The sequence below is a fragment of the Streptomyces sp. NPDC014907 genome (genome assembly GCF_055562975.1).
In genome coordinates this window covers 1-23885 of record NZ_JBVHEG010000017.1, presented here as the reverse complement: position 1 = coordinate 23885, position 23885 = coordinate 1, and the positions used below count along the sequence as shown (strand labels likewise).

The following is a 23885-nucleotide window of genomic DNA, read 5'->3' as shown; positions in this document are numbered from 1 at the left end:
AAATGGGCAGCGTGCGCAGTGCCTCGTCCGCCCGTCGGCCACGCCTGGGCGCGGGCGCCGGGCGGGTGGCGGCCGGGACGGCGGTCCTGGCCGTCGTGGCCCTGCTGCCCTGGCTGTCGCGGACCGATCCCGCCCTGACCGTGCTGCGGACCCGCTCCGCCGACCAGGACCCCACGCCGGCCGAACTCGCCGCCGTACGTGACGAGCTCGGACTGGACGAGGGGCCCTTCGCCCACTTCACCGCGTGGCTCGGCGGCTTGCCGAGCGGCGATGCCGGCACCTCCTGGGTGTCCGGGGACCCCGTGCTGCCGCAGGTGACCGCCGCGTTCGGAGTCTCACTGACCCTCATGCTGGGCGCGCTCCTCGTCACCGTCCTGGTCTCCGCCGGGATCTGTGCCCGCACCCTGCGTCTCGGGGCCCGGCGAAAGCTCCACGCGGAACGGCCGGGCACGGTGGCGGCCGTGCTGGCCGCGCTGCCCAAGTTCCTCCTCGCCTCCCTGCTCGCCCTGGCCGGCGGGGTGTGGCTGGGCTGGTTCCCGTCGGGCGGGTGGGAGGGCCCGGCGTCGATGGTCCTGCCCGCGCTCGCCCTCGGCATCCCGTCCGGCGCGATGATCGGCGGGCTGCTCGACCAGGCGCTGCCGGCCGCCTTCCGCGAACCCTGGGCCAGGACCTGGCACGCCGTCGGCTTCCCGCCCGGGCACGTCGCCCGGCACGCCCTGCGCCGGGCCCTGCCCGGCGTCCTGCCCCAACTGCTGCCGACCGTCGTCGCCCTGGTGGGCGGCGCGGTCGCGGTGGAGCAGATCTTCAACGTTCCCGGGCTCGGCCGGCTCGCCCTCGACGCCGCCCTCGCACAGGACCTGCCGCCGCTCCAGACGGCGACCCTCACGCTCGTGCTGCTCGGCACCGCCGCCGGTCTCCTCGTTCAGGCGCTGCGCCGGGCCCTCCTCGGGCGCCCGCTGCGCGACGGAGCCCTGCCCGCTCTGCCCCCGCCGCCCGAGCCGGCCACCGGACGCGTCCGGAACCTCCTCGCCGCGGGATGCGCCCTGGTCCTCGTCGCGCTCGTGGTGGCGGGTCTGCTGCGCGACCCGTCGCACGTCGACACGGCGGCGCGACTGCTCCCGCCGGGCCCCGCCCATCCGCTGGGCACCGACTCCCTGGGCCGCGACCTGCTCGCCCGGCTCGGCCACGGCGCGCTGCGGACCGTGGGAGTGGCCCTCGCCGTGACCCTGGTCAGTGCCCTGACCGGTCTGTTCCTGGGCTTCCTCCCGCGTCTGAGCGCGGGGCTGACCGAGGTGGTCTCGACGGTCCCCGCCGTCCTCGCGGGACTCCTCGTGACGGCGGCCGCCGGCCCTTCGGTCTGGGGGGCCGCCTGCGCCGTCTGCGCCGTCGGATGGACCCCGTACGCGGCCCAGAGCGCCGCCCTGTACGAGCAGGAACGGGCGAGCGGCCACATCGCCGCCACCCTCTCCCTCGGCGCGGGCAGGCTCCACCTCCTCCGCCGCCACCTGCTCCCCGCGCTCACCCGTCCCCTGCTGCGCAACGCGCTGCTGCGGCTGCCCACCACCGTCCTCGTCCTGGCCTCACTCGGCTTCCTCGGCCTCGGCGAGCAGCCCCCCACCCCCGAATGGGGCCGCCTGCTCTCCGAGAACCAGCCCTACGCCGAACTCGCCCCCTGGACCGTGCTCGCCCCGGCCGCGGCCCTCGTCCTCCTGTCCGTCCTCGCCGTCGCGACCTCGGCCTCCGGCCCGGAAGCCCGCCGCCGGTGGACGTCCCCCGGGGCGGGCGATCCGGCCGGAGCCGACCTGGCCCCTCAGAGCTCGTAGACGCCGGCCTCGGACCCTCGGCACCCTCCGGGCCGCTGCGCCGGTGTCAACGCTCCCGTGCACTGGCCTCGGCCCCACACCCATGAGCCGATGGGTCAGCCGGCGTCCGCGACCATGCCGGACAACGCGCCACCCGGCAGACCTGGGCCCGTCGTGGTGACGTCACACGACGAGAACGGCCGCCTCGGCGTGCGTACGGGTGGCTTCGTTCACTTCAAGCAGCAGCGTTTGTCTGCCGGTTCGAGCAGCAGTTGGCGATCTTGGGGATCGTGGGTGTTCACGAGGAATGACGTCACTGCCGGAGCGCGTGGTGGCCGACAGAGGTGCCCGGTCGCGAACGGAGACCGCTCGATCCGCTGCCCTATCCTGCTGCCGTGGCGAACAGGCCGCGGAATTGGGCAGGAGGGGGCTGGGATGTCACGAGACCCGAGGGGCGATTTCCCTGACGGCCCGGCTTGGATGTGTTTGAGCATCCTGTTCTTCGGGTGGACGGCGGCCAGTAGTGGCACCGCGCCCTGGGTGAGGGGCGCCGCGACGCTGATGCTGGTGGCCTGGGTGGTGTTGCTGGCGAGGCGCCTTCTGCGACGTGCCCATGACCGTAGGTCTTCCGAGTCGGATAAAACGGCATCCTGAAGAACGTCGAGACCGGGGCCGGTCGGCCGACCGGCAGGGTTCGACCGGCAGAGATCAGCCGGCCTCGGCGGGTTCCTCGGCTCGGGTGCCGGCGAGGCGGCAGGAGTCGGTGTCCGTCTCGATGACGGTGCCGTTGAGGGTGAGGCGGTCGCCGGTTGCCGCGCAGAGGCGGGGGCCTGTGAACGTCTTCGTCCAGCCGCCGAACGACTCGTTGGAGGCGATCGCGACGCTGTTCTCCTCCTCGCGTTCGGGCAGGACCTGGAAGAGGAGTTCGGCGCCGTGGCGGTCGAGTTCCATGTAGCCGAGTTCGTCGATGCAGAAGCACCCGAGCTCGTCGATGCAGAGCAGGTCGACGCGGCCGTAGCGGGCGATGGTCTTGTTCAGCTGCTTCTCGTCGGCGGCCTCGACCAGCTCGTTCACGAGTTTGGTGGCGAGGGTGCAGCGAGCACGGTAGCCCTTCATCGCTGCCTCGGTGCCCAGCGCGATGAGCATGTGGGACTTCCCGGTGCCGGAGTCGCCGATCGGGCAGAGCGGCCGGCTCTTCTTGATCCGCTCACAGCCGGCGAGGGTGTGGAGGGTGGCCGGCTCGATGTCCGGGTTGGCGTCGAAGCCGAAGGACCGCAACGCCTTCTCCCGGGGGAACCCGGCCGCCTCGGCCCGCCGTTCGGAACGGTGCCGGGCCCGGTCGTCGCACTCGGCCATCAACAGCTCGGCGCAGGGCCGGGGCGCCTTCGGCCGCCATCAGAGCGGGGGCGGTGGCCAGGGTGGTGCGCACCGGGACGCCGAAGCGGCGGGCCACGTGGATCAGGTACCGGTTGCGCTCCGGGCGGGGGCAGTCGGCCGGGGCTCCGAGGACGGCGCGGCCGCTGGGGCCGTCGAGTCCGAACTCGATTTTGGTGGTGAAGCCCGGGGGGTGCTCGGCCAGAAGCCGGACGGCCTCGGGCCGCCGGGGCGGGCCGGTGTCCGCTTGTGGAGGGTGGGCCCGGTGAGGAAGACCGACGGACCGCTCGCGGGGAGCGGTTCGCGGGCCATGGCGAGAGTGAGGGCGCTGGTGTTCATGCGGTGGTTCCGTTCTGCGCGGCGGCGCGGGCGGTGTGCTGCGGGGTCCAGGGCAGGGGCAGGCCGTCGCCGGACTGGCGGGGCACCACGTGGACGTGGAGGTGGAAGACGCTCTGCGTCGCCGCCTGCCCTTTGCTCGTGATCAGGTTCGCGGCGCCGTGTTCGGCCATCAGCCCGGCGGCCCGGCGCATCACCGCGGCGGTCACCTCCGGGTCGGTGCCCGCGTCCTCGACGTGAACCCGGGGCAGGACGAAGACGTGCCCCGCGTTCACCCCGCCGCCGCGCGGACGGACCGCGAGCGCGTCCGGCCACTCCCGGACGACGTCCGCCGGGGCCCGCCCGGCGGCGATGGCGCAGAAGGCGCAGCGCTCGACGAGGTTGACGGGGGCGGGGGCGGAGGCGCCGTCGTGACGGGCGTCGACCAGGCGAGTGGTTGCGGCGGTGACGGGGCCGGCCCCGTCCAGGAATGCGGTCTGCATGCCTCCAGCCTCCCGGCCCGGTGAAGGCCCCGGAAGGGGTTGCCCGTTGCCCCGAGTACGGGCAACAGGCAACGAGACGCGGCGTATCGGCGGGCGGGTGCTGGAGTGCCGTGCGGGGAGGGCAGGAGGGGACGGTCCAGCGGTACTGCGTCCCGGAGGGCTCCCGGGTACCGGGCCCGACCCGCACACGCCATATCGGCACGGGCCGGTGCGGTTCGGCATGGGCCCCGGCTGCTCCAGAGCGACCGATCGTCGTCTTCCCGGCCGGCGTGACACCGGTCAGGGGTGGCCGCTGCGGTAGGAACGGCAGGCGATACCCGGCCGGGCTCGCGCGGCTCGCCGGGGCGCGGGTCGTACAGCGCGAGGCCGGCGTGCCTGACGGGTCCGGCCCGCGGAAACGAACGATGCCCGCTTCGCCCGGCCCCCTCCCGCGGTCACCCCTCCGGCCCCCTCCCGCGGTCACCCCTCCGGCCCCCTCCCGCGGTCACCCCTCCGGCCCCCTCCCGCGGTCACCCCTCCGGTTCCCTGCCGCGTGCACCCCTGCGGGAACGGTTCGGGCTTCCCCGGTGCAGCTCTCCGCCTTCTCCCGGCCAAAGCAAGCAAGCCTCGCTCGAAACGCTTCTCCGGAACACACCACCGTGCCTGTACGTGCCCGGCGACCTCCGGGCAGCATGCGTGCCGCACGTGGGCTGTACGTGTGGAGATTCGCGGCCGGCACCGAAACCCCTGCGTACGAGGACGCGGCGCGTACCGTGCGCGGCCTTGGGCGCCCAGCGTCGCGGTCCACCCGAACGGCCCAAGGAACGCCGTCCCCGGTGGCCGGGATTCCCTCTTCCGGAGCAGTCTGGAGCGGAAGGTCCGGTCCACGCGATTCCATGATCAACACTCCGATTCGGGGGACGTCATGGCCATGGTTGTCCTGCTCCTGCCGGTGCTGATCGTGTTCATGCTGTTCGGCATGGACGCCCTGGAGCACTTCCTCTTCTCCCGGTCCGCAGAACCGTCGCAGACCGGTGCGCCGGAACCGGTCAACCGTGACTGAGCCGCGGACCGTCCGAGGGGAACGTCGGGCTTCCGCCCGGTCGGCCGCGCGGCCCCTGCCCTCGCCCTTCGGGCCGCGTGCCGTGTGCCGCCCGGGCGCGGGACCTCTCGGGGAAGAGCCGGTTCGGGTGACCGAGTCCGGACGGGTCCGGGCGGAGGAGACCGCCCGTTCCTGGCCCTGCCGTACGTGCCGGCGGCGGTCGGCGGGGTCGCGGCGACGCCAGCGCGGGGCGCCGACGCCGATCCCGTACCGGAGCTCCCCCCGCCGGAGTCCGGGGCAGGGTGTTCACCCAGGCCACGACGGCGATGCCCTTCACGCCGTCGGTGAGCACCCGGAGGCGATCGCCGGGCAGGTGCTCCGCCTCGCCCGCCAGGACGACGCGCAACCGCGGGAAGGCCGTGGAGCGGTGTGGCGGTGGCGCTGCCGGAACGAGTACGTCGTGCCGATCGTGCCGCAGGCGCCTTCCCGAACGCGGTGCCCTGCATAGCGCTCATAGTCCCGGACCGCACGCGCGGGGCGGACCTGGGGCATGGTCCTGTTGCCGAACCCGAAGGGGCGCACGAGGTGCCGACTTCGTCAAGGGGGCGGACACCACGCCGTCGTTCTCGCGCTCGTGGGGCCACCTCCGGCACCGTGGCCCGGGCAGGTGGTCCGAAACCGCTGCCCTGGGAACGCGGTTCGTGACGGTTCATGAGCCGTCGCCGCGTTCCCGAGGAACGCCCGCGCCGTTCTGTCGGCGGCGGAACAGCGGCCCGGCCGGACTCCACGGTCACTACAGTCCGGTCGCATGACGACGGTTACGACGCGCACGGTCGAGTACCCGGCCGACGGCCTGACGATGATCGGGCACCTCGCGCTTCCGGCCGGGGTCGATCGCCGGCCCGCGGTGCTGCTCGGACCGGAGGGCATGGGGCTCAGCGACGTCGAGCGCCGCCGGGCCGACGCCCTCGCCGAACTGGGATACGTGGCGCTGGCCTTCGACCTCCACGGCGGACGCTATCTGGGCGACCCCGAGGAGATGCTGGCCCGCTGCATGCCGCTGCTCGCCGACCCGGACCGGATGCGGGACATCGGTCACGCGGCGCTCGACGTGTTGCGCGCCGAGCCACGGACCGACCCCGGCCGGATCGCCGCCGTCGGTTACGGCACCGGGGGTGCCGTGGGGCTGGAACTCGGGCGCGACGGCGTCGACCTGCGTGCGATCGGGACGGTCAACGGGCTGACCACGGGCCGGCCGGGTGAGGCGGCGCGCATTCGCTGCCCGGTGTGGGCCGGGGTCGGATCGGAAGACCCGATCATGCCGCCCGCGCGACGGGACGCGTTCACCGCCGAAATGCAGGCCGCGGGCGTCGACTGGCGCCTCACGGTCTACGGCGGCGCCCTGCACGCCTTCCACCATCCGCCGGTCGACCACCCCGCGGTCCCCGGCGTCGGCTACCACCCGCGGCACGCGCAGCGGGCCTGGCAGGACGTCGTCGACCTGCTCGCCGAGTGCCTGACCGCAACGGAGTGATCCCGTCGGCAGCCGCGGTCCCGGGCCGTGGGCCAGGCCCGCCGACCGTCGCCGGCTCCGGTGGGCTCGTCCTTGACGCGGTCAGCGGGCGGCAGGGCGCGGACGGCGACCACCGCGACCCAGTGGCAACTCCTGTCGGTGCGACCCCTCGGCCGGGCCGCCGTGCGGGCCGGAGGTCCTGTCCGCACGACGGCGGGCAGAAGACGGCGCTCCCGGACCGCCGACGGCCGGGGAGCCCGGCGCCGGGCTCCCCCGCGCCCGCGCCGACGGGCCTCAGGGAACGTCTCCGCTGTGGTACAAGCGGCAGACGATGCCCGGCCCCGTCCCGCGCGGCTCGCCGGGGCGCGGGTCGTACAGCGCGCGGCCGCCGGGCCAGCGGGAGAGTTCGGTGGGCAGGGCGACGCCGTCGCCGGCCTCCTCGGCCCGTCGGCCGTGGAGGTCCAGCAGGAGGCCGTCCAGCGGGCCCCCGACGAGTTCGGCGTAGGTCCGGCCCGGTCTGGGGCCCGGGTCGGGGTCGTCGTGGTCGTGGCCGTAGACCCGGCCGCGCAGCAGCTGCTCGTCACCGTTCATACCGGCAAGCCTCCCAGCCGCCACCGACAGTCCGGTCCGGTGCCGGCGCCGAGCCGACAGTCCGGTCCAATCCGGTCCGGTCCGGCCCGTCGCCTCGGAGCCGTGCCGTTCAGGCGGATTCGAGGATCGGGCGGACCTCGACGGTCTCCGGGGTGGGCAGGCTCCTGGCCAGTTCGAGGGCTTCGGCGCGGTCGGCGACCTCGACGACGAACCAGCCGCCGAGGGTCTCCTGGCCGGGGTGGGCGGGTCCGTCGGTCACGGTCGATGCCCCGTCGGCCGTCCGGCGCACGGTCGCGGGAAGGACGTGCCCGGTCTCCAGGGCCTCGCCGCCGACCAGTTTCCCGGCCGCGGCGAGGCCGCCGATCCAGCCTTCGTACTCCTTGCGGTAGGCGGCCCGGTCGGCCTGGATCCGGCGGCGTGATTCGTCCGTCTCGAAGATCACGAGGGCGTATTTCATGGGACTTCCTTTCCGGCCGCCGTGCGGGCGACCACTCCGACGAGGCGGGAAGGGGGGAACGGTCTGCTCAGGTGGTGCCGTCCGCCGGGGCGAGGCGGGCGAGCGCGCCGATCTCCAGCGCGGTCCACACGGCGCCGTCGGGGCCGACGGCGATGCCGTGCGGTTCGGAGCCGGGGGTGGGCAGGTCGTGGACGGTGAGGGCACCGTCGGGGGTGAGGGTGCCGACGCGGTTGCCTCCCCATTCGGTGAACCATGCGGTGCCCTGTCCGTCGACGGTGACGGCGTGCGGCCGGGCGGTGCGGTCGGGCAGCGGGAACTCGGTGATCCGCCCGTCGGGGGTGATCCGTCCGATCTGGCCGGCGGCGATCTCGACGAACCACATCCCGCCGTCGCGGCCTGCCGCGATCCCGACCGGCGCCGCCGCCTCCGTGGGCAGGGGATGGAGGGCGACGGCGCCGTCCATGCCGATCCGCCCGACGGCGTTGGCCCGGTTGAGGGTGAACCACATTCCGCCGTCGTCGCCGGCGGCGATCGCGGAGGGGAACGCGCCGGTGACGGGGAGCGGGAACTCGGTGACCCGGCCGTCGACGGTGACGCGGCCGATGCGGTCGGCGGCGGTCTGGGTGAACCACAGCGCTCCGTCGGGCCCCGTCGCGATGCCGAACGGCCCGCAGCCGGGCGTGGGCAGGTCGAATTCGGTGATCACGCCGTCGGTGGTGATCCGCCCGATCCGGTCCGCCTTGTATTCGGTGAACCACAGCGCTCCGTCGGGGCCGGGGGTGATGACGGTCGGCCCGCTGTCGGGGGCGAGGCGGTGGCTCGTCGGCTCCTCGCCGGGGACGAGGCGGCCGATGCGGCCGCTGTGGACGAGGGTGAACCACAGGGCTCCGTCCGGTCCCGTGGTGAGGGCGTAGGGTCCGGCCGCGCTGTCGGCCACCGGATGCTCTTCGACGGTCACTCGGGTCACTCGGGTCACAGGGGCTTCTCCAGGGCGTGTGCGACGGCGATGCGTTCGATGTCGGCCGGGGTGCCGGCCATGATGGTGCGGGCGTGTGCGGTGACGAGGTCGGCGGGCCAGTCCCACCAGGCGGCGCGGCGCAGCCGTTCGATGTCGGCGTCGTCGTAGCGCCGCCGGATCGGTCGGGCCGGGTTGCCGCCGACGATCGTGTACGGCGGGACGTCGGCGGTGACCACCGCTCCGGCCGCGACGATCGCGCCGTCGCCGATGCGGACGCCGGGCATGACGGTCGTCCCGTAGCCGAACCAGACGTCGTTGCCGACGACCGTGTCGCCCCGGCCGGGCATGGCGGTGACGATGTCCAGGGTCTCTTCGGCCCACCGGCCGCCGAACATGGTGAACGGGTAGGTGGACACCCCCATCGTCGGATGCCCGGCGCCGGCCATCAGGAAACGGGTTCCCGTGGCGAGCGCACCGTACCTGCCGATGACCAGGCGCTCGGGGCCGTAGGCGTAGAGGACGTTGCGGCGCTCGAACTCCGTGGCGCCGTCCGGATCGTCGTAGTACGTGTACTCGCCCACGTCGATGTTCGGCGAGGTGATCAGGGGCTTGAGGAACACCACCCGGTCGTGCGCGGGCAGGGGGTGAAGGACGGTCGGATCAGGTGACAAGACGGTTCTCCTCGGGAGGGGTGTGGGCGGACCGCGGTGCAAACGGGCCGGGGACGGCTCCGGTCCGGCCCGGGTCGCCGGTGCACGCCTCGTCCGGGGCGGTGGCCGCGTCGGGGCCGGGACCGGTGGGGCGCCGCCGGGTCACGGGGCCTTCCGGCTCCGCGGGTTCGGCCCTCGCCATCCACAGGCCGGTGAACACGGCGGCGGCCGAGGTGAGGGCGCCGGCCGCGAGGAAGGCGCCGCCGAGGCCGGTCTCGAGGGAGGCGCCGCCGGACTGGCGGGCCCGGACGACGGCTCCGAGCACCGCCACGCCGAACACCGCGCCGATCTGCCGGGTGGTGCTGCTGATGCCGGAGGCGAGGCCGCCCTCCTGCGGGCCGACCGCTTGGACGGCGGCTCCCGTCAGCGGGGACAGGGTCAGGCCGAAGCCGACGCCGACGACTCCCAGCCGCCACCACACGTTTCCGTAACCGGTGTCGGCGTGCACCGTGCCGAGCGCCAGCAGACCCGGACCGGCCAGGGCCAGGCCGGTGGTGACCACGACGCGGAAGCCGTACCGGGCGGCGAGCCGGCCCGCGTACGGGCTGACGACCACCATGGCGAGGGACAGCGGCAGGGTCTGCAGACCGGCGCGCAGGATCGAGGTGCCCTGGACGTACACGAAGAACTGGGAGAAGAAGAACGACGAGCCCATGAGCGCGAATCCCACCACGCCCATGGCCGTGTTGGACACGGTGAACGACCGCTGCCGGAACAGCCGCAGCGGCAGCATCGGCGCGGAGCGGCGCGTCTCGACGGCGACGAAGGCGGCGAGGAGCATCGCCGCGGCGGCGAAGCTTCCCAGGATCACCGGCGACGTCCAGCCGCGGACGCCGCCTTCGATCAGTCCGTAGGCGAGCGCGCCCACGCCGAGGACGGACAGGACCGTGCCCGGGGTGTCGATCGCGGGGGCGTTCGGATTGCGGGACTCGTCGAGGTGGCGCGGGCCGACCAGCAGGAGCACCGCGCCGATGGGCAGGTTGACCAGGAAGATCGCGGGCCAGCCGAAGGCGTCCGCCAGCACGCCGCCGACCGCCGGGCCCGCGGCCAGGCCGATTCCGCTGAGTCCGGCCCACAGCCCGATCGCCCTGACGCGTTCCCGTGGCGCGGGGTGGGCCGCGGTGAGCAGGGCCAGTGAGGCGGGGCTCAGCGCCGCGGCCCCGATGCCCTGCAGGACCCGGCCGGCGACCAGCCAGCCGAGCGAGGGCGCGAGGCCGCACAGCACGGAGGCGGCGGTGAACACCGCGACGCCGGTCAGGTACACCCGTTTGCGGCCGAACCGGTCGGCGAAGATGCCGCCGGACAGCAGCAGCATGGCGACCAGCAGGACGTACGCGTCGACGATCCACTGCAGGCCGGTCAACTGGGTGTGCAACCGCCGCTGCATGTCGGGCAGCGCCGCTCCGACGATCGTGTTGTCGAGCAGGACCATGAACTGGCCGAGGCAGGTCAGCGCGAGCAGCGCGGCCCGGTTCGGTCGACCGCCCGAGGCCGTACGCGGTGCCGTCATGGGGGACCCCCTTTCTTCGTTCGCCGGTCGCACCCGGCCGGTCGTGACGCGGGTGGTGGTACGACGGAGCCACCTAAAAGCAGTCGGTGGCTGCGTTAGGGGACTGTAGAGAGGTTGCCCCGTAAACGCAAGCAACGACTGCGTTAAGGTGATGGCATGAACGAGCGACAGCAAGCCCGGCGTCCCGGCGGACGCAGCGCCCGCGTCGGCGCCCAGGTGCACCAGGCCGTCACCGCCCTGATCGGCGAACGCGGCTACGGCAACTTCACCGTCGGCGAGGTCGCGGCCCGCGCGGGGGTGGCCGACAGCAGCGTCTACCGCCGGTGGGGCAACCTGGAGAACCTGCTCACCGACGTGGCGCTCAACCGCCTCAACGCGCGGTCACCGATGCCCGACACCGGAAGCCTGGCCGGCGACCTGCGCACGTACGCGGCCCAAGTGGCCCGCGAGATCACCGGACCCGACGGCCCCGCGGTGCTGCACCTGGCCGTCGCCCTGTCCGGCAGCGGCGAGCGGGGCGCGCGGGCGGCCGAGGAACTCCGCGCCGAACGCATCCGGCAACTGCGGTCCGTGCTCGACCGCGCCCGCGAACGCGGCGAGGACGCACCCGACGCGCTCGACGTGCTGGACCACGTCCTGGCCCCGATGTACATCCGCGTCCTGTTCGGCATGGTTCCGCTCGCCCCGGACTACGTCGACGGACTGGTCGACCGGCTGCTGTGACCCCGCCCCGGTTCCGGTGACCGGCTCCCGGGCGCGGTTCCGCCGCGGCCGCCCCGGGCCCGGCGGAAGTCGCCGCCGGTGTTCGGGCCGGCCCGCCCCACGCCCCGCCGGTCCTCCGCCCGGCACCACCGCGCCCCTCGTCAAACGTCGTTGACCCGCCACGCGGAAAGCACTATGTTCTACGCCGACATCGCGTGTCGGTCACCGACTGGGTGAGGCATGGAGGTGTCGGGACATGCCCTCGGAGGCATTCCTTGTCAGTCGAGTTGAACCACACGATCGTCCACGCCCGGAACAACCGGGAGTCCGCCGAGTTCTTCGCGGACCTTCTCGATCTCGAGATCACCGCCGAGTGGGGCCCGTTCGTCGCGGTCGGCCTGAGCAACGGCGTCACGCTGGACTTCGCCACCATTCCCGCGGACAGCATCACCCCCCAGCACTACGCCTTCCTCATCTCCGAGGAGGAGTTCGACGCGGCGTACGCGCGGATCAGGGAGCGCGGCATCGAGCACTACGCCGACCCCCACCGGAAGCAGCCCGGCACGGTCAACCACAACGACGGTGGCCGCGGCGTGTACTTCATGGACCCGGCGGGCCACGCCATGGAACTCATCACCGTGCCGTACGGCGGCCGGCCCTCGTAACCGCGTCCGCCGGAGGCGGCCCGCCCCCGGCATCCCGGCGGCGGGCCGTGCCCCGGGCCGGTTCTCCGCCGGCGGTGGCGGTGTCGGGCGCCTGCCCGGTGTCGCCGCCGCCGGCGGGATCGGCTCGGCGCAACTCGGCCGCGCCCACGGTAGGTTGACCTACTGTCCGGTCCCTTTCTTCATCGTGTCCCCACTCAGCTTCCGGTGGTCCTCCCCTCCGCTGACACAGCCTGAAGGAACCCGCTCATGACGCACCTGCCCAGCGCCCCGATCACCCTTGACCCCACGGGCGCCGGCCGTCACGCCGAGAACGTCCTGCTGCGTTCCCACGGCGCGGCCGTCCCCGTCGACGTCCTGGGAGTACGGGCCTGGTCCGTCACCGATCCCGACGTACTGAAGAAGCTGCTGAACAGTCCGGACGTGTCCAAGGACGCCCGCATGCACTGGCCCCGGTTCGCCGAGGTCGTGCGGACCTGGCCGCTGGCCCTGTGGGTCGCGGTGGAGAACATGTTCACCGCCTACGGTGCCGACCACCGCCGGCTGCGGCGGATGATCTCCCCCGCTTTCACCGCGCGCCGCATCACGGGCCTGTCCGGGGTCGTCGACACCCTCGTCGCCGCGCTCCTCGACGACCTCGACGCCCTTCCGGCCGGCGAGGGCGTCGACCTGCGCGAGCGCTTCGCCCATCCCCTGCCGATCGCCGTCATCGGCCACCTCATGGGCATCCCCGACCATCAGCGGGCCGACTTCCGCAAGGTCGTCGACGGGGTGTTCGACACCACTCTCACCGCCGAAGAGGCCGGCGCCAACACCGTCGCCCTGTACGCGGCCCTCGACCGGCTCGTCGCCGACAAGCGGCGCGCACCCGGCGACGACATGACCTCGCTGCTCATCGCCACCCGTGACGAGGACGGCAGCGCCCTGTCCGACGCCGAGCTGCGCGACACCCTCCTGCTGGTGATCAGCGCCGGCTATCAGACCACCGTCGACACCATCGACCAGGGAATCGTGCTTCTGGCCACCCACCGCGACCAGCTCGCCCACCTCCGCGCCGGACGCGCCACCTGGGCCGACGCGGTCGAGGAGACGCTGCGTCTCGAACCGGCCGTCGCGCACCTGCCCCTGCGGTACGCCGTCAACGACGTCGCCCTGCCCGACGGCCGGATCATCGCCAAGGGAGAGGCGATCCTCGCCTCCTACGCCGCCGCCAACCGCCATCCCCGCTGGCACGGCGAGAGCGCCGACGTCTTCGACGTCACCCGCCTCTCCAAGGAACATCTCGCCTTCGGCCACGGTGTCCACTACTGCCTCGGCGCGCCCCTCGCCCGCATGGAAAGCACCACCGCGCTGCGCGGCCTGTTCGACCGTTTTCCCGACCTCGAACTGGCCGTCCCCGCGGACGAGCTGGAACCGTCGGGCTCGCTGATCAGCAACGGCCACAAGGCCCTGCACGTCCGCCTCCGCCCCTCCGCCACCTGACGGGCCGGAACCGGACGGACAGGAGGCGCCGACCGCAGTCGGCGGGCAGCTCGTCCTCGGTGGCTTCGCCGCGCGGGGACAGCCCAACGACACGGCGACCCCCGTAGCGCCGCCCTCGCGGCTCCCCGCGGCCGATCAACGGCTGCCGGGGAACGACGAGCACCGCCCCCGGTCCGCCGGGGGCCGTCCCCGCACGCCGGGCGTCCCTTCGTCCGGTGCGTCCGCGCCGCGCTCACGCACCGGTTCACCGGCCCACGTACCGGGCCACGGCCTCCTCGGCGGCCGTCGCGTCCGCGTCCTCCGCCGCCCAGGCCACGTATCCGTCGGGTCGTACCAGGACGGTCGTGCGGCGATCGCCCGCCCAGTGCTCCACGGCCAGCCGCTCCCGCCGGGCGCCGCCGTCCTCGTACGTCCCGGGTGTGATCAGCACGAACCGGCCGCCGCGCAGCGCTTCGTGGAGCCGGCCGTCCTTCAGCGCGACGTCGGGGACGCGGGTGCCGGTGAGGCGGTGGGCGCAGCGGGGGGCGGGGTAGGCGTAGCCGATTCCGGTGATCTGCCCCAGGGCCTTGCGCCGCGCGGGCGGGACCGTGCCGACGAACGCGGAGGCCAGGGTCCGGGCGGCACGCAGCAGCGGGTTCCGCGCGCGTGCCAGCCGGACCAGTCCGCCGCTGCTGCGCAGCACTGTCCTGCCGACCGGGTGGCGCTCGGTTTCGTAGCTGTCGAGGAGTCCTTCGGGCGCCCGGCCCCCGACGGCGGCGGCGAGCTTCCAGCTCAGGTTGGCGGCGTCCTGGAGGCCCGTGTTCATGCCCTGTCCGCCGGCCGGGGAGTGGATGTGCGCGGCGTCTCCGGCGAGGAAGACCCGGCCGACCCGGTAGTGGGGTGCCTGGCGCTCGTCGCTGTGGAAGCGGGAGAGCCAGCGGGCGTCGCGCATGCCGTAGTCGGTTCCCAGGGCACGGCGGGTGACCTCCCTGACCTCGTCGAGGTCGAGCGGGGCGTCGTCGGGAACCTGGTTGCGGCGGTTCCAGCCCACCACCCGGTACCAGCCGTCGCCGAAGGAGGCGATCATGGCGAAGGCGTCGCCGCGGACGTCGGCGGTGAGGGCGCTTTCGGGCTCGTCGGCCAGCCGGACGTCGGCGAGGACCAGCGACTTGATGACGGAGACGCCGGGGAAGTCCAGGCCGATCGCCTCCCGCACGGCGCTCCGGTGGCCGTCTGCGCCGACGACGTAGGCCGCCCGGTGGGTGACGACCGTCCCCTCCGCGCCGCGTACGTCGAGGTCGACTCCTTCGCCGTCCTGCCGCAGCCCCACGACCTCGCTCTCGTACGCGAACGCGACCCCGGCCTCCCGGGCCCGCCGCTCCAGGAGCCGCTCGACCTCGTACTGCGGGGTGACGAGCAGGAACGGGAAGCGCGAGGGCAGCGTGCTCAGGTCGAGGGAGAGGCGGCGGAAGAGCCGCAGGCGGGTGATGGTCTCGCCGGTGGTGAGGAGTTCGTCGGCGAGGCCGCGGGCGTCGAGCTGTTCCAGGGTGCGGGCGTGGACCGCGAAGGCACGGGAGAGGTTGCCGATCCCGCGCGGCCGCTTCTCGACGAGGGTCACGGTGACGCCGGCCGCGGCGAGGTCGCCGGCGAGAAGGAGCCCGGTGGGGCCGGAGCCGACGACGATCACGGCGGGGTGGGTGGTGGTGCCGTTCATGGGGCCTCCTGTCACCGACGCTTCCTGGCGGGCGCTCACGGTCGGCAGGCGCTCGCCAACGCTTGTTGGCAAGCGTATCGAGGGGACGGAAGAGACGTCAACGAGTGTTGGCCAACAATCGTTGGCTAACGCTTGCTGGCCTACGCTTGTCGGCATGAACGGCGACGACAGCACCCTCACGGCTTCCGGCTCCGGCGCCCCCCGGCGCTCCGACGTCACCCGCGGCGCGATCCTCGCGGCGGCTCGTGAGCGCTTCGCGTCCGACGGTTACGAGCGGGCCACCATCCGTGCCATCGCCAAGGACGCGAACATCGATCCGTCGATGGTGATGCGGTACTACCGCAACAAGGAGGGCCTCTTCGCGGCGGCCGTCGCCATCGACCTGCGCCTGCCGGACATGAGCGGGACGGACCGCGGGCGGGACGCGGGGCACGTCCTCGTCGAGCACTTCCTCGACCTGTGGGAGAGCGACGGGATCCTCACCGCCCTGCTGCGGGTCGGCGTGACCAATCCGGCCGGGGCGGAGCGCATCCAAGGCGTCCTGCGGGACCAACTGCTGCCGGTCGCCCGGCAGGTGTGTCCCGATCCCGGGCAGGCCCCGGCGCGGGCGGCCCTCATGGCGTCGCAGTTCCTGGGCCTGGCGCTCACGCGGTACGTCCTGCGCATGCCGCCGGCGGTGGAACTGACGCGCGCGGAGATCGTGGCATGGCTGGCACCGACGATCCAGCGGTACCTGACCGCACCGGGCCCCCACTGATCCTTCCTCCGGTTCCGGTGAGCGGGGGCGGTCGGCACGGGAGGAGCACGCGGGCGACGGGGCGGCGCGTCGTGCGGCTCGCGCCGGCCGCCCGCCGGCGCGCGTTCCGCGCCGGCGGGCGGGACCGGTGGCCCCCTTCGAGGGGGCGGGCGCCCGGGGGTGGTGACGGCGGTTACTCCTGGTCCGCCACGTAGGAGGCCATCCAGGTCAGGGCGGAGTTCCAGTTGATGGTGAGTTCGTTGGTGGACCAGGACCGGATGTCGTCGATGTAGCAGAACTGGCCGGTGCAGCCCTGGAGCACGGCCTGGGCGAGCGGGTCCTGGATGCCGGAGTTCGGGCCGCCGGAGAGCGAACCGGCGGGCGGGCGGGGCAGGGTGGGGTCGAGCTGGTGGGCGTACCAGCGGCTGTGCTGGTTCTGGGCGCTGACCTCGCCGTAGCCGGTGACGTAGGAGAGGTTCAGGGCGTTGCGGCCGAGGACGTAGTCCATGGTCTGGACGGCGCCGTCGCGGTACTTCGCGTTCCCGGTGAGGTCGTGGGCGGTGGCCAGGACGGCGGCGTTGTTGAGGATCTGGTGGGTGGAGCCCCAGTCGTACTTCTGGCCCTCGGGGGCGTACGGCACGCCGTACGGGTGGGCCTCCAGGGTGGCGAGGTAGCGGTCGGCCCCGGCGCGGACGGAGCGGCGGACCCGGTCGCGGCCGGGGAGGCGGCTCGGGACGGTGGCGAGGTCGAGGCGGGCGGGGACGGCCGTGGCCGCCCAGTCGAAGGCGACGGGGCCGAAGACGTCGGCGGTGTGGACCGGGGACGCGAGGACGTGGTCCTGGTACTCCCGCTCCCCCGTGGTGAGGTAGAGCTCGGCGGCCGCCCAGTAGAACTCGTCGGCGACGTTCCGGTCGGCGTAGGCGCCGCCGCCGACGCCGTCGCTCTCGGAGGCGAGGACGGCGGGGTGGGCGAGGGCGGCGGCCCACGCCTTGCGGGCGGCGGCGAGCGCGGTGGCGGCGAACCGCGGGTCGTACCGCTCGTAGAGGCGGGCGGCCTGGGCGGCGGTCGCGGCGAGGTTGAGGGTGGCGGCGGTGGTCGGCGGATGCAGCTCGCGCTTCTGCGGGTCGTCGGCGGGCAGCAGCGGCAGCCCGGTCCACTGCTCGTCGTGGATCTTGTGGTGGGCCATGCCGGCGAGGGGTTCGCCGTCCGGGACCTGCATCCGGAGGAGGAACTCCAGCTCCCAGCGGGCCTCGTCGAGGAGGTCGGGGACCTTGTTGCCGCTCTCGGGGATGTCGAGGGAGCCGTCGCCGAACGCCCCGGCCCCGCCGGTGCGGGCGTGCCGGGCGCGCTCGTAGGCGCTGAGGAGCTGCCAGACGGAGATGCCGCCGTTGACGACGTACTTGCCGTGGTCCCCGGCGTCGTACCAGCCGCCGGTGACGTCCAGCGTGTAGTCGCAGACGCCGGGTTGGCAGGGCACCTTCCCGTCGCCCTGGTTGGGGGCGGTGCCGGCATGACCGGCGGCGCGGCCGTAGCCGGGGCGCAGGTCGTCGCGGACGGGGGCGCCGCTGCGCTGGGTGTAGTAGAACTTCGCCGCGTCCAGGCGCAGTCGGTCGTAGGCGGCGGTGCCGATGTCGAAGGGGCGGCTGGTCTCGCCGTCGGCGACGAGGGTGAAGGCCTCGCCGGGCCGGCGGTGTCCGCCGAAGTCGATCGAGTGGACGTTCTGCCCGGAGGAGGGGTCCACGCCGCGCGGGACGGTCCGGCCGCGGGCGACGACGGTTCCGCGCGCGTCCTTCAGCTGCCAGGGGAGCGGCTCGGTCGCCCCGGTGACGAGGGTGGCGTTCTTGGGCCCGCGGGGCAGGTAGGCGACCTGGTTGACGCGGACGCGGGGGCCGGTGTCGGGTTCGTGCGCCTCCGGTGGCACCCCGCCGAGCAGGGAGACGTCGTCGAGGCAGAAGCGCCAGGGGTCGGCGGCGCCGCCGAGCTGGAAGGCGACCTGGCCCCGGGTGGTGTCCACCGGGGAGGCGAAGGTGTACGTGTAGGTGTCGCCGGAGACGCCGAGCTGCGGGACGACCTCGTGGTAGGCGTCGTACGGGTCGACCTGGAGGCCGACGACCGCGCGGACGGAGTGGCCGGCGGGGGTGCCGGTCGCGCGGAAGGAGATGCGGTACGACTCGCCCTTGACGAGCGTGAGGTCGTTCTGGCCGACCGCCGCGTCCCAGCGGTTCGTGGTGCCGCCGGGCACGTCGGCGCAGAGTCCGCCGCCGGACGGGCCGGCGGTGACGCCGCTCGTCCACCAGGACTCGGTGCCGGTGTCGAAGGTGCCGTTCCTGATGTGCTCGACCCCTTCGGCTCCCGCCGGGGCCGCGGGCAGCGCGGTCAGGCCCGCCGCCAGCAGGGCCGTCAGGGAGAGCAGGGCGGTTCTGCGTCGGTTCACGTCCGGGCTCCTCGTCGGGGGTGGTGGCGGACGGTGCGCGCCGGGCGGAAGAACACGATGGGAGCGCTCCCAATCCGGCGGGGACATCTTTGTGGCCGGATCGCGGGAACGTCAACGGGCCGGACGGGATCGGGCTCCCCCGGCCCGGACGCGGCCCGCCGGAGAGGGCCCCTGCGACGGCGCCGGCCCGGACCCGGAAGACGTGCGGCGCCCGGGCGCGCGACCGACGCCGCGCGGGGAGCGCACGGATGTCACGGACCCGGCGCACACCGTCGTCGCGCCCCGGCCGGCCACCGGCGCCCACGATCACCGGGGCCGGTGGGGCAACCGCTGCTCGGCGCGCTCAGCGCACGAAGTCCGTCACGGTGCCGTGGTGGCCGGGAGAGGTCAGGCCCCCCGGTCGCTCGCAGATCGCCGTTGGCTCGATGCCCGGACCGCCGAAAGATCACTCGGCCGGGTGGCCGCACTCGACCTCATGTATCTCGCGTCCACCGCGACCGGTGGAGACACGGCTTCTGAGCAGGGGCGGCCGTGAAGCCGCACTCCCGGCTGCCCACCCCAACGGTGCTGTTCGTGTCCGCGCGTGGACCCGGCGGGTGACCGAACCGCGTGACGAACGCTCAGCGCCTCGTCTCGTACCTGCTCAGGACCACGCCGCAGGGAAACGTCCGCGTCTCCACCAGCTTCAGGTCCACCCAGTTGTCCAGCGCCGCGAAGAACGGCGTGCCACCGCCCACCAGGACCGGCGCGGTGGCCAGCACGTACTCGTCGATCAGCCCGGCCCGCATGGCCGCCCCGGCGAGCGTCGCACCGCCGATGTCCATCGTGCCGCCGTCCTCGGCCTTGAGCCGGGTGATCTCGGCGACCGCGTCGCCGGCGAACAGGCGGGTGTTCCAGTCGACCTCGTCGACCGTCGAGGAGAACACCACCTTCGCCATGTCCCGCCAGCGGCGCGCGAACTCGGTCTCCGCCGGGGTGACGCCGGGCTGCCGGTCGGCGGTCGGCCAGTAGGAGCTCATCGTCTGCCACAGCTTGCGCCCGTACAGGGTCAGATCGGTCGCCCGCAACCGGTCGGACCAGAACTGGAACAGTTCGTCGCTCGGCGTGCTCCAGCCGATGTCGTCGCCGGGCGCGGCGGTGTAACCGTCCAGGGTCACGTTCATGCCGTAGATCAGTTTTCGCATGGCATCAGCCTTCCGTGTTTCCGCCTCACGCGTACAGACCGGCGCGGCGCGGGAAACTCACCGGTGCGCGACGTGAACCCGCCCGTTCCCGCCGCGTCCGTACCCCTCCGCGTCCGTTCTTTCACGCGCGTGTCGTCCTTCGGACCGGCGCCGGGCAGCGGGCCTCCGCCGGTTCCGGCGCCCCGGCCGACGGGGCGCCGCGGATTCGGCCGGTCTCCTGCGCGTGCGCCCGGTACGCGGTGGGCGTCATGCCTGTCGCGGCCCGGAAGGCGCGGGTGAACTCGGAAGCCCCCGGGTAGCCCCAGCGGGTGCCGATCGTGCTGACCGGGGTGGTGAGGAGCAAGGGGTCGGCGAGGTCCCTCCGGCAGCGGGCGATGCGCTCCCGCCGGATGAAGTCGTTCGTGGTGGTTCCGTGCAGTTGGAAGATGCGCTGCAGGTAGCGCGGAGAGATGTTGTGCGCCGCCGCGACGGCGGCCGGCTTGAGTCCCGGGTCGTGCAGGTGCCGGGTGATGAACGCCGTGATCTCGTGGTACATCGTCGCCGTCCGGCTCTCCGCCGGCAGCTCCGACGTCCGGCCGGTGCTCCGGGCGATGACGGCCGTGGCGAGGTCGATGACGGTCGCGCCCAGTCTCTGCCGGTCGCAGGCGGTCAGGTCGGTCCCCGCTTCCGTCAGGCTGATCAGGGTCTGGCGGAAGACGTGCCGCACGCCGCCGGCCGTTCCGAGAGCCGTTCCGCACAGCGGCGCGACGACCTTGTCGGGAAGCGGCATGAGGCGCCGCGGGAACTGGAGGACCAGGGAGCCGCAGCCGTCCGGGCCGGTCGCGGATGCCTCGAAGGGGCGGGAGCTGTCGTACAGGACGATCTCGCCGGGCCCCAGGGTCGTGCTCCGCCTCGCCTGGTCGATGCCCTGCTGTCCGGAGGTGATCACGGCCAGCTGGTACAGCTCCGGGTCCGACTGCCGTATCAGCCGTGGTGAACGGTAGGAGACCAACTGCCCGTACGACATCGTGGACAGTTGTGCCGCTCCCAGGCTGGTGGTGCGGATGCGCGCGGCGAAGGCCGTGGGGTCGGGAAAGGTGAAGTGGGTGGCCACCAGGGCCAGGGCGGTGGTCTCCGCCCAGGCGCTCGTTCTCCGGGCGGGTGGCAGGCGGGTGGTGTCCAGGACGGTCTGCATGGTGGCTTCCCCGTGACGTCATCGGTGGTGCTGGCGGTCACCGAGCAGTGTCGGGCCGCCCTTCCGGCCCGCGGAAGGAGCTTCCGCGTCAATCGGGTTGTGCGCCGTACGCCAAACGTTGTGCGCACTCCGCCCACGCCGGAGGGGCCGGCGGGGAGGCAGGCTCGGAGTACGCCACCGGCCTCCGAGCGGGTGGCTTCCCCGACGAAGGAGAATTCCCGTGCGGACCTCGTACACGTTCGGCCTGGCAGCGGCCTCCGCGATGCTCGGCCTGGCCGGCATGCTCGCCCCCACCGCATCCGCCCAGGCCCAGATGGTCGCGGCGCCGTCCGACTGCCCGAAGTACTACTTCTGCGGCTACAAGCAGGCGAACTTCAAGCAACTGGCCTTCAAGTTCAAGGACTGCTACATGCAGGAGATCCCCGACGGCCTCAACAGCGGCGGGTCCTGGTACAACAACCAGTCCGCCGGGACGAAGGCCCGCATGTTCAACAAGAGCAAGCAGCTCGTCTACACCACCAAGGGCGCCCCCTCGTCGGACGCGCAGGGCGACTGGGGCCCCGTCTGGTACGTCGACGCCTGTTGAGCGCGCACCGGGTCGCGGTCGACGGCGGGCCCGGGTGCGGAGCCTGATCCGCGTCGTCGACGCCCGGAGGTACAGGCCGTCGGGGCGGCTCCCCCAGGGCGGGCCGCCATCGGGACGGCACCGCCGTCCTGACGGCCCGCCACTTCCCGGACGCCCCTCCCGGCCCGTCGTTCGCCCGGGGGGCGGTCGCCTCGGAACGGGTACGCGTCGTCCCGCGGCGGCTGCCCCCGGCCGGGTGCGGGAACGGCCGACAGGCCCCCGGGATCGCGGTCCGCCGGCCGCGGGCCGGCCTGCGGCCGGAGTCGGCACGAGCGGACGGCGTCTGCGTTCACCCGCGCCGTGGACCTCGCGGGCCCGCCGCTCCCTGCCGACCGGGACGGCCGGACGACGCCGTACAGGCACGGGCCACGGCACCGGACGACGTCGTACGGGCACGGGCCGCGTCACCGGTCGGGGTTCGGCGCACCGGGCCCCGACCGGTCAGTCCAGGATGGTGGCGGCGCCGCGCCGCCTGAGGTCGGCCAGCCCGTTCAGCATGGCCTCGATCTGTTCGGGCGAGTGCCCCACCCACCCTTTCAGCTCCGACACGACGCGCACCGGCTCGCGGGTGCGGTAGGACCGGGTGGGGTTGCCCGGGAACTTCTTGTCGGTGACGTTGGGATCGTCCTCCACCTCCCCCGTCGGCTCCACCACGTAGATCCGCCCGGGGCCCTCGCCGGCCGCGAGTTCGGCGCCCCAGGCGGCGGCGTCCAGGGTCTCGGAGAAGTAGACGTGGCGGGAGACGCGCCCCTCCTCGAAGTTGGAAGCGCGGCCGGGAACCAGCAGGTCCCCCGGTACGAGGTCCGCCTTAGTACCGTGCAGATAGACCCCTTCCTCGTGGACCTGGAAGGGAACAGGGGCGTCGGTCATGGACCGCTCCTTCGTGCTGCCGACAGCGGATACGCCTCAGATCTTCCCCCGGACGGGGCGTGCGGGCCACGTGGTGCCGTGTCCCTCCCCGTGCGTGTCTCGTTCGCACAGACGACTTCCGGCCGATCTGATACGAGGTGGTTCATGCGCGTCGGGACATCGCCGAAGAGGACGGGCGGCTCCCGGCCCGGACGACCGGACCGGCGGGGAACGGGGACGATCGCGGGGACGGGAGCGAAGGCGGGAACGGGGACGGGGACGGGGAGGATGAACGCGCTGGACCGTGCCTTCGCCCTGTCGGCCGCCCGGAGCCCCGCGCCGATGTTGGTGGGGTACGTCCTGGACTTTCCCGCCGGTGCGTTCACGCTCGGCGACCTGCGTGCGCGCGTGGCCGAGCGGGCGGCCGGGCTCGAGCCGCTGGGCGTCGCGGCGGTCGCGGGAGCGCGCTCGTGGACGCGGGCCGCGCCGTCCGACCCCGGGGCGTGCGTCGGCGGGGAGCGGGTGGACGGACGGCTGTCGGAGGCGACCGACGCGGCCCTGGGCCGGCCGCTGCCCGCGCTTCCGGCACCCGGCTGGGACCTGCGGGTGCTGACCTGTCGCACCGAGGGGGTGCAGCGCGTGTGCTTCCGCATCCGGCATGCCGTCACCGACGGCGTCGGCACGGCGCACCTGGTGGCCGCGCTGCTGGCCGACGCGCCCGCCGCCGGGCCGCATCCCTACCGCCCGCCGGCACGCGGTCGGGTCTCGCTGTCGTGGCTGGGCGCGCAGCCGTTCGGAAGGTGTCCCGTGCTCAAGACGGTTCCGGCGGGGTCCCGGGCCGTCCCCCGCGGTTCCGCGTCCATGGTGTACGCGGACGTCCCGGACCCGAGGCTGCGGGCGGTGGCCGCGCGGTGGGGGGTGGGCGTCAACGACGTGTACCTGGCCGCCGTGGCCGGTGCGCTCGCGGTTTCCCAGCGCCGGGGGGCGGGCCTCGTACGGGACCTGAGGGTGGTGATGCCGATGTCGGTCCGCTCCGGGGCGGCACGGCTCGCACCGGGCAACGCCGCGCTGCCCGCGATCGTACGGCTGCCCTGCACCGATCCCCGGCCGAACGAGCGGCTGGCGCACGTCGCCGGCCAGACCCGCGCCCACAAGGGTTCCGGACTGCGGGAGAGCGGCTGGCGGGTCCTTCTGAGGGTGCCGCCCCGTCTGCTCCACCGGACCGTGGAACGCGCCGGCTTCCGGCTGGCCGCCAGCCACATCAACCTCAACGCCCCCTACCGCGTCCTCGGCGCTCCCCTGCTCGCCGGAAGCGTCTTCGCCCTGAACAGTCCCGGCATGCTCGGCTACTTCTCGCTCACCAGGACGACGGCCACCGCCCGCGTCGCCGTCGTGTACGACCCGTCCCTCGCCGGGGCCGCCGAACTGCCCGGCCTGTGGGTGGAAGCCCTCGACGAACTCGCCGGGCCGGGATAGGCGGGACAGGAAAGTCCCCGGAACGCAGAAAAGCCCCGCACCATGAGGTGCGGGGCTTTCCCACAATGATTGTTCGGCGGTGTCCTACTCTCCCACAGGGTCCCCCCTGCAGTA

General features: G+C 73.7%; 20 protein-coding genes and 1 pseudogene. 9 read left to right on the top strand and 12 right to left on the bottom strand.

Annotated features, from left to right (window positions below):
- Positions 1–2: 2 nt before the first annotated feature.
- Complete coding sequence (locus ACZ3IL_RS28110) at positions 3–1823, top strand: ABC transporter permease subunit (protein ID WP_467394800.1); 1821 nt, start codon at positions 3–5, stop codon at positions 1821–1823.
- Positions 1824–2510: 687 nt separating this feature from the next.
- Here ACZ3IL_RS28110 and ACZ3IL_RS28105 read toward each other — a convergent pair.
- Positions 2511–3170: pseudogene (locus ACZ3IL_RS28105) on the bottom strand (ATP-binding protein); the annotation flags it as partial.
- Positions 3171–3511: 341 nt separating this feature from the next.
- Complete coding sequence (locus ACZ3IL_RS28100) at positions 3512–3994, bottom strand: HIT family protein (protein WP_467394798.1); 483 nt, start codon at positions 3992–3994, stop codon at positions 3512–3514.
- Positions 3995–4898: 904 nt separating this feature from the next.
- On the opposite strand from ACZ3IL_RS28100, the gene ACZ3IL_RS28095 reads away from it, so the two are divergent.
- On the top strand, positions 4899–5036 hold the full coding sequence (locus ACZ3IL_RS28095; protein ID WP_467394796.1) for a hypothetical protein: 138 nt from the start codon (positions 4899–4901) through the stop codon (positions 5034–5036).
- Between the two features lie 787 nt (positions 5037–5823).
- Positions 5824–6549, top strand: coding sequence for a dienelactone hydrolase family protein (locus tag ACZ3IL_RS28090; protein ID WP_467394794.1), 726 nt, complete (start codon positions 5824–5826; stop codon positions 6547–6549).
- Positions 6550–6822: 273 nt separating this feature from the next.
- Here ACZ3IL_RS28090 and ACZ3IL_RS28085 read toward each other — a convergent pair whose 3' ends face one another.
- From ACZ3IL_RS28085 to ACZ3IL_RS28065, 5 genes are all read right to left on the bottom strand, one after another.
- The gene (locus ACZ3IL_RS28085) at positions 6823–7119 is read right to left on the bottom strand and encodes a hypothetical protein (RefSeq protein WP_467394792.1); all 297 of its coding nucleotides are present in this window, start codon (positions 7117–7119) and stop codon (positions 6823–6825) included.
- A gap of 109 nt (positions 7120–7228) precedes the next feature.
- A complete protein-coding gene (locus ACZ3IL_RS28080) occupies positions 7229–7576 on the bottom strand; it encodes a YciI family protein (RefSeq protein WP_467394790.1) in 348 nt (115 codons plus the stop codon).
- Positions 7577–7643: 67 nt separating this feature from the next.
- Positions 7644–8543 (bottom strand): Vgb family protein, encoded by a 900-nt coding sequence (locus ACZ3IL_RS28075; RefSeq protein ID WP_467394876.1) that lies wholly within the window; start codon positions 8541–8543, stop codon positions 7644–7646.
- 5 nt (positions 8544–8548) lie between these two features.
- Positions 8549–9205 (bottom strand): CatB-related O-acetyltransferase, encoded by a 657-nt coding sequence (locus ACZ3IL_RS28070; protein ID WP_467394788.1) that lies wholly within the window; start codon positions 9203–9205, stop codon positions 8549–8551.
- Positions 9195–10754, bottom strand: coding sequence for an MFS transporter (locus ACZ3IL_RS28065; protein ID WP_467394786.1), 1560 nt, complete (start codon positions 10752–10754; stop codon positions 9195–9197). The genes ACZ3IL_RS28070 and ACZ3IL_RS28065 overlap by 11 nt, the downstream gene beginning before the upstream one ends.
- Positions 10755–10910: 156 nt before the next feature.
- On the opposite strand from ACZ3IL_RS28065, the gene ACZ3IL_RS28060 reads away from it, so the two are divergent.
- The 3 genes from ACZ3IL_RS28060 to ACZ3IL_RS28050 all read left to right on the top strand — a co-directional run bounded on the left by ACZ3IL_RS28060 (position 10911) and on the right by ACZ3IL_RS28050 (position 13600).
- The gene (locus ACZ3IL_RS28060) at positions 10911–11477 is read left to right on the top strand and encodes a TetR/AcrR family transcriptional regulator (protein WP_467394784.1); all 567 of its coding nucleotides are present in this window, start codon (positions 10911–10913) and stop codon (positions 11475–11477) included.
- Positions 11478–11731: 254 nt separating this feature from the next.
- Positions 11732–12121 carry a VOC family protein gene (locus ACZ3IL_RS28055; RefSeq protein WP_467394782.1) on the top strand — a complete coding sequence of 130 codons (390 nt, stop codon included), beginning with the start codon at positions 11732–11734 and terminating at the stop codon, positions 12119–12121.
- 246 nt (positions 12122–12367) lie between these two features.
- Positions 12368–13600, top strand: a complete 1233-nt coding sequence (locus ACZ3IL_RS28050; protein WP_467394780.1) for a cytochrome P450 family protein — start codon at positions 12368–12370, stop codon at positions 13598–13600.
- Between the two features lie 244 nt (positions 13601–13844).
- On the opposite strand, the gene ACZ3IL_RS28045 is transcribed toward ACZ3IL_RS28050, so the two are convergent.
- Positions 13845–15293, bottom strand: a complete 1449-nt coding sequence (locus ACZ3IL_RS28045) for an FAD-dependent monooxygenase (RefSeq protein WP_467394778.1) — start codon at positions 15291–15293, stop codon at positions 13845–13847.
- Positions 15294–15447: 154 nt separating this feature from the next.
- On the opposite strand from ACZ3IL_RS28045, the gene ACZ3IL_RS28040 reads away from it, so the two are divergent.
- Entirely contained in the window at positions 15448–16050 is a 603-nt protein-coding gene (locus ACZ3IL_RS28040; protein WP_467394776.1) for a TetR/AcrR family transcriptional regulator, read from the top strand.
- A 172-nt stretch (positions 16051–16222) separates the two neighbouring features.
- On the opposite strand, the gene ACZ3IL_RS28035 is transcribed toward ACZ3IL_RS28040, so the two are convergent.
- The 3 genes from ACZ3IL_RS28035 to ACZ3IL_RS28025 all read right to left on the bottom strand — a co-directional run bounded on the left by ACZ3IL_RS28035 (position 16223) and on the right by ACZ3IL_RS28025 (position 20821).
- Positions 16223–18463: a glycoside hydrolase family 9 protein gene (locus tag ACZ3IL_RS28035; protein ID WP_467394774.1), complete on the bottom strand. Its 2241-nt coding sequence runs from the start codon at positions 18461–18463 to the stop codon at positions 16223–16225.
- A 620-nt stretch (positions 18464–19083) separates the two neighbouring features.
- Positions 19084–19647 carry a dihydrofolate reductase family protein gene (locus tag ACZ3IL_RS28030; RefSeq protein ID WP_467394772.1) on the bottom strand — a complete coding sequence of 188 codons (564 nt, stop codon included), beginning with the start codon at positions 19645–19647 and terminating at the stop codon, positions 19084–19086.
- A 121-nt stretch (positions 19648–19768) separates the two neighbouring features.
- A complete protein-coding gene (locus ACZ3IL_RS28025) occupies positions 19769–20821 on the bottom strand; it encodes an AraC-like ligand-binding domain-containing protein (protein ID WP_467394770.1) in 1053 nt (350 codons plus the stop codon).
- Between the two features lie 220 nt (positions 20822–21041).
- Here ACZ3IL_RS28025 and ACZ3IL_RS28020 point away from each other — a divergent pair, with 220 nt between their 5' ends.
- Positions 21042–21407: a hypothetical protein gene (locus tag ACZ3IL_RS28020; protein WP_467394767.1), complete on the top strand. Its 366-nt coding sequence runs from the start codon at positions 21042–21044 to the stop codon at positions 21405–21407.
- A gap of 480 nt (positions 21408–21887) precedes the next feature.
- Here ACZ3IL_RS28020 and arr read toward each other — a convergent pair whose 3' ends face one another.
- On the bottom strand, positions 21888–22316 hold the full coding sequence (gene arr, locus ACZ3IL_RS28015) for an NAD(+)--rifampin ADP-ribosyltransferase (RefSeq protein ID WP_467394765.1): 429 nt from the start codon (positions 22314–22316) through the stop codon (positions 21888–21890).
- Positions 22317–22583: 267 nt separating this feature from the next.
- Here arr and ACZ3IL_RS28010 point away from each other — a divergent pair, with 267 nt between their 5' ends.
- Positions 22584–23771, top strand: a complete 1188-nt coding sequence (locus ACZ3IL_RS28010; RefSeq protein ID WP_467394763.1) for a hypothetical protein — start codon at positions 22584–22586, stop codon at positions 23769–23771.
- Positions 23772–23885 lie beyond the last annotated feature (114 nt).